This window comes from Methylopila jiangsuensis, assembly GCF_027922305.1.
Classification (GTDB): domain Bacteria; phylum Pseudomonadota; class Alphaproteobacteria; order Rhizobiales; family Methylopilaceae; genus Methylopila; species Methylopila jiangsuensis.
The window spans coordinates 2,501-5,872 of sequence record NZ_BSFK01000018.1; the positions used below are offsets into that span (position 1 = coordinate 2,501).

Here is a 3,372-nt window from a genome sequence, read left to right on the forward strand (position 1 = left end):
TCAAGTGCCTTAAGAGCATTCGGTGGATGCCTTGGCGCTGAGAGGCGATGAAGGACGTGGTACGCTGCGATAAGCGTCGGGGAGCTGCGAACAAGCTTTGATCCGACGATTTCCGAATGGGGAAACCCACCTCCAACGTTTCGTAATTCGACCGCCCGGGAGCGATCCTGGGAGGTGGAGTTACGACGCGTTGATAACGAGGTATTTGGCCCTGAATACATAGGGGTCAAAGGCGAACCCGGGGAACTGAAACATCTAAGTACCCGGAGGAAAGGACATCAACAGAGACTCCGTTAGTAGTGGCGAGCGAACGCGGATCAGGCCAACGCCTTCCAAAATCTCATCAGAACCGTCTGGAAAGTCGGGCAATAATGGGTGACAGCCCCGTATGGGAAAAGCTTTTGGAAGGATACGAGTAGGGCGGGACACGTGAAATCCTGTCTGAACATGGGGGGACCACCCTCCAAGCCTAAGTACTCCTCAGCGACCGATAGCGAACAAGTACCGTGAGGGAAAGGTGAAAAGCACCCCGACAAGGGGAGTGAAACAGTTCCTGAAACCGGATGCTTACAAACAGTCGGAGCCCGCAAGGGTGACGGCGTACCTTTTGTATAATGGGTCAGCGACTTAATGTGTCGAGCAAGCTTAAGCCGGTAGGTGTAGGCGAAGCGAAAGCGAGTCTGAATAGGGCGATAAGTTCGACGTATTAGACCCGAACCCGGGTGATCTAGCCATGAGCAGGTTGAAGGTGCGGTAACACGCACTGGAGGACCGAACCGGTGCCTGTTGAAAAAGTCTCGGATGACTTGTGGCTAGGGGTGAAAGACCAACCAAACTCGGAAATAGCTGGTTCTCCGCGAAATCTATTTAGGTAGAGCGTCGGATGAATACTGCTGGGGGTAGAGCACTGGATGGGCTAGGGGTCCTTACCGGATTACCAAACCTAACCAAACTCCGAATACCAGCAAGTACTATCCGGCAGACACACGGCGGGTGCTAACGTCCGTCGTGGAGAGGGAAACAACCCTGACCTACAGCTAAGGCCCCCAATTCGTGGCTAAGTGGGAAAGGATGTGAGAATCCCAAAACAACCAGGAGGTTGGCTTAGAAGCAGCCATCCTTTAAAGAAAGCGTAACAGCTCACTGGTCTAAACAAGGGTTCTTGCGCCGAAGATGTAACGGGGCTCAAGCCACGAGCCGAAGCTTAGGGTTCATCGCAAGATGAGCGGTAGCGGAGCGTTCCGTAAGCCTGCGAAGGGACAGCCGTGAGGCATCCTGGAGGTATCGGAAGTGCGAATGCTGACATGAGTAACGAAAAGGAGTGTGAGAGACACTCCCGCCGAAAGTCCAAGGGTTCCTGCGTAAAGCTAATCTGCGCAGGGTTAGCCGGCCCCTAAGGCGAGGCCGAAAGGCGTAGTCGATGGGAATGAGGTGAATATTCCTCAGCCAGTGGGTAGTGACGAATGTCGAAAGCCGTCGGAGGTTACTGGATTCCGAAGGCGGCCTGGATGTTCCAGGAAATAGCTCCCACATCAGACCGTACCCGAAACCGACACAGGTGGACTGGTAGAGCATACCAAGGCGCTTGAGAGAACTATGCTGAAGGAACTCGGCAAATTGCCTCCGTAACTTCGGGATAAGGAGGCCTCGTATGTGGGCAACCACGTGCGAGGGGCACAGACCAGGGGGTGGCAACTGTTTAGCAAAAACACAGGGCTCTGCGAAATCGCAAGATGACGTATAGGGTCTGACGCCTGCCCGGTGCCGGAAGGTTAAGAGGAGAGGTGCAAGCTTTGAATCGAAGCCCCGGTAAACGGCGGCCGTAACTATAACGGTCCTAAGGTAGCGAAATTCCTTGTCGGGTAAGTTCCGACCTGCACGAATGGCGTAATGACTTCCCCGCTGTCTCCAGCATAGACTCAGTGAAATTGAATTCCCCGTGAAGATGCGGGGTTCCTGCGGTCAGACGGAAAGACCCCGTGCACCTTTACTATAGCTTTGCATTGGCGATTGTGTTGGCATGTGTAGGATAGGTGGTAGGCTTTGAAGCTCGGGCGCCAGCTCGGGTGGAGCCATCCTTGAAATACCACCCTTATCGTCACGATCGTCTAACCGCGGCCCGTCATCCGGGTCCGGGACAATGCATGGTGGGTAGTTTGACTGGGGCGGTCGCCTCCCAAAGAGTAACGGAGGCGCGCGATGGTAGGCTCAGAGCGGTCGGAAATCGCTCGTTGAGTGCAATGGCATAAGCCTGCCTGACTGCGAGACAGACAAGTCGAGCAGAGACGAAAGTCGGTCATAGTGATCCGGTGGTTCCACGTGGACGGGCCATCGCTCAACGGATAAAAGGTACGCCGGGGATAACAGGCTGATACTGCCCAAGAGTCCATATCGACGGCAGTGTTTGGCACCTCGATGTCGGCTCATCACATCCTGGGGCTGGAGCAGGTCCCAAGGGTTCGGCTGTTCGCCGATTAAAGTGGTACGTGAGCTGGGTTCAGAACGTCGTGAGACAGTTCGGTCCCTATCTGCCGTGGGTGTCGGAGATTTGAGAGGATTTGTCCCTAGTACGAGAGGACCGGGATGAACGTACCTCTGGTGGACCTGTTGTGGCGCCAGCCGCATTGCAGGGTAGCTACGTACGGACGGGATAACCGCTGAAGGCATCTAAGCGGGAAACCCCCCTCAAAACGAGATCTCCCTTGAGAACCGTGGAAGACGACCACGTTGATAGGACGGATGTGGAAGCGCGGCGACGCGTGAAGCTTACCGTTACTAATCGTTCGATTGGCTTGATCGCTCTTACGATCAACGCCCATTCTCAACCCGAGAATGCGGCCGACCAGCTTGCTTCATAAAATGCGCTTCGCCGGCCTGGTGGCTTTGCGAGGAGAAAAAACCCGATCCCATCCCGAACTCGGCCGTTAAGCTCCTCCGCGCCGATGGTACTCCGTCTCAAGACGTGGGAGAGTAGGTCGTCGCCAGGCCTGCAAAGCGCATTCGCATCATTCACGATCTCAGACGCCAATATCCCCCAGGCCGATCCCATCGGCCCCGGCGCGGGGTGGAGCAGCCCGGTAGCTCGTCAGGCTCATAACCTGAAGGTCACAGGTTCAAATCCTGTCCCCGCAACCAAATCACCGCGCATAACGCAAAAAAGCCCGCCATAACCACGGCGGGCTTTTTGCCGTTCAGCTCATGAACGCCAACGCCGCGCACAAAGAACCCCCGAACACGGACAGCCGTCGTGCGCCCACAACGCCTGCAGGCCAGGAACCGCGCCCAAACGACCGCGACGCCCGACAGGGACGTCAATCGCGCCAAACAAACAGACAAACGAGCCGGAAACCTCCGGCTGAAGGATGCATCCGC

At 55.9% G+C, this 3,372-nt stretch carries 1 protein-coding gene, 1 tRNA gene and 2 rRNA genes (1 of these 4 running past the window's edge); 3 read left to right on the top strand and 1 reads right to left on the bottom strand.

Features of this window, described 5'->3' with window-relative positions; all coding sequences use genetic code 11:
* From PKE85_RS17625 to PKE85_RS17635, 3 genes are all read left to right on the top strand, one after another.
* A 23S ribosomal RNA gene (locus PKE85_RS17625) occupies nucleotides 1–2,800 on the top strand (it extends 2 nt beyond the left edge of the window).
* A 73-nt stretch (nucleotides 2,801–2,873) separates the two neighbouring features.
* A 5S ribosomal RNA gene (rrf, locus tag PKE85_RS17630) occupies nucleotides 2,874–2,987 on the top strand.
* Between the two features lie 71 nt (nucleotides 2,988–3,058).
* Nucleotides 3,059–3,135 (top strand) — tRNA-Met (locus tag PKE85_RS17635).
* Here the strand turns inward: PKE85_RS17635 and PKE85_RS17640 are convergent.
* Nucleotides 3,106–3,372, bottom strand: a 267-nt coding sequence (locus PKE85_RS17640) for a hypothetical protein (RefSeq protein WP_271206099.1), incomplete at its 5' end; no start/stop codon positions are given. The two genes, PKE85_RS17635 and PKE85_RS17640, sit on opposite strands and share 30 nt — an antisense overlap.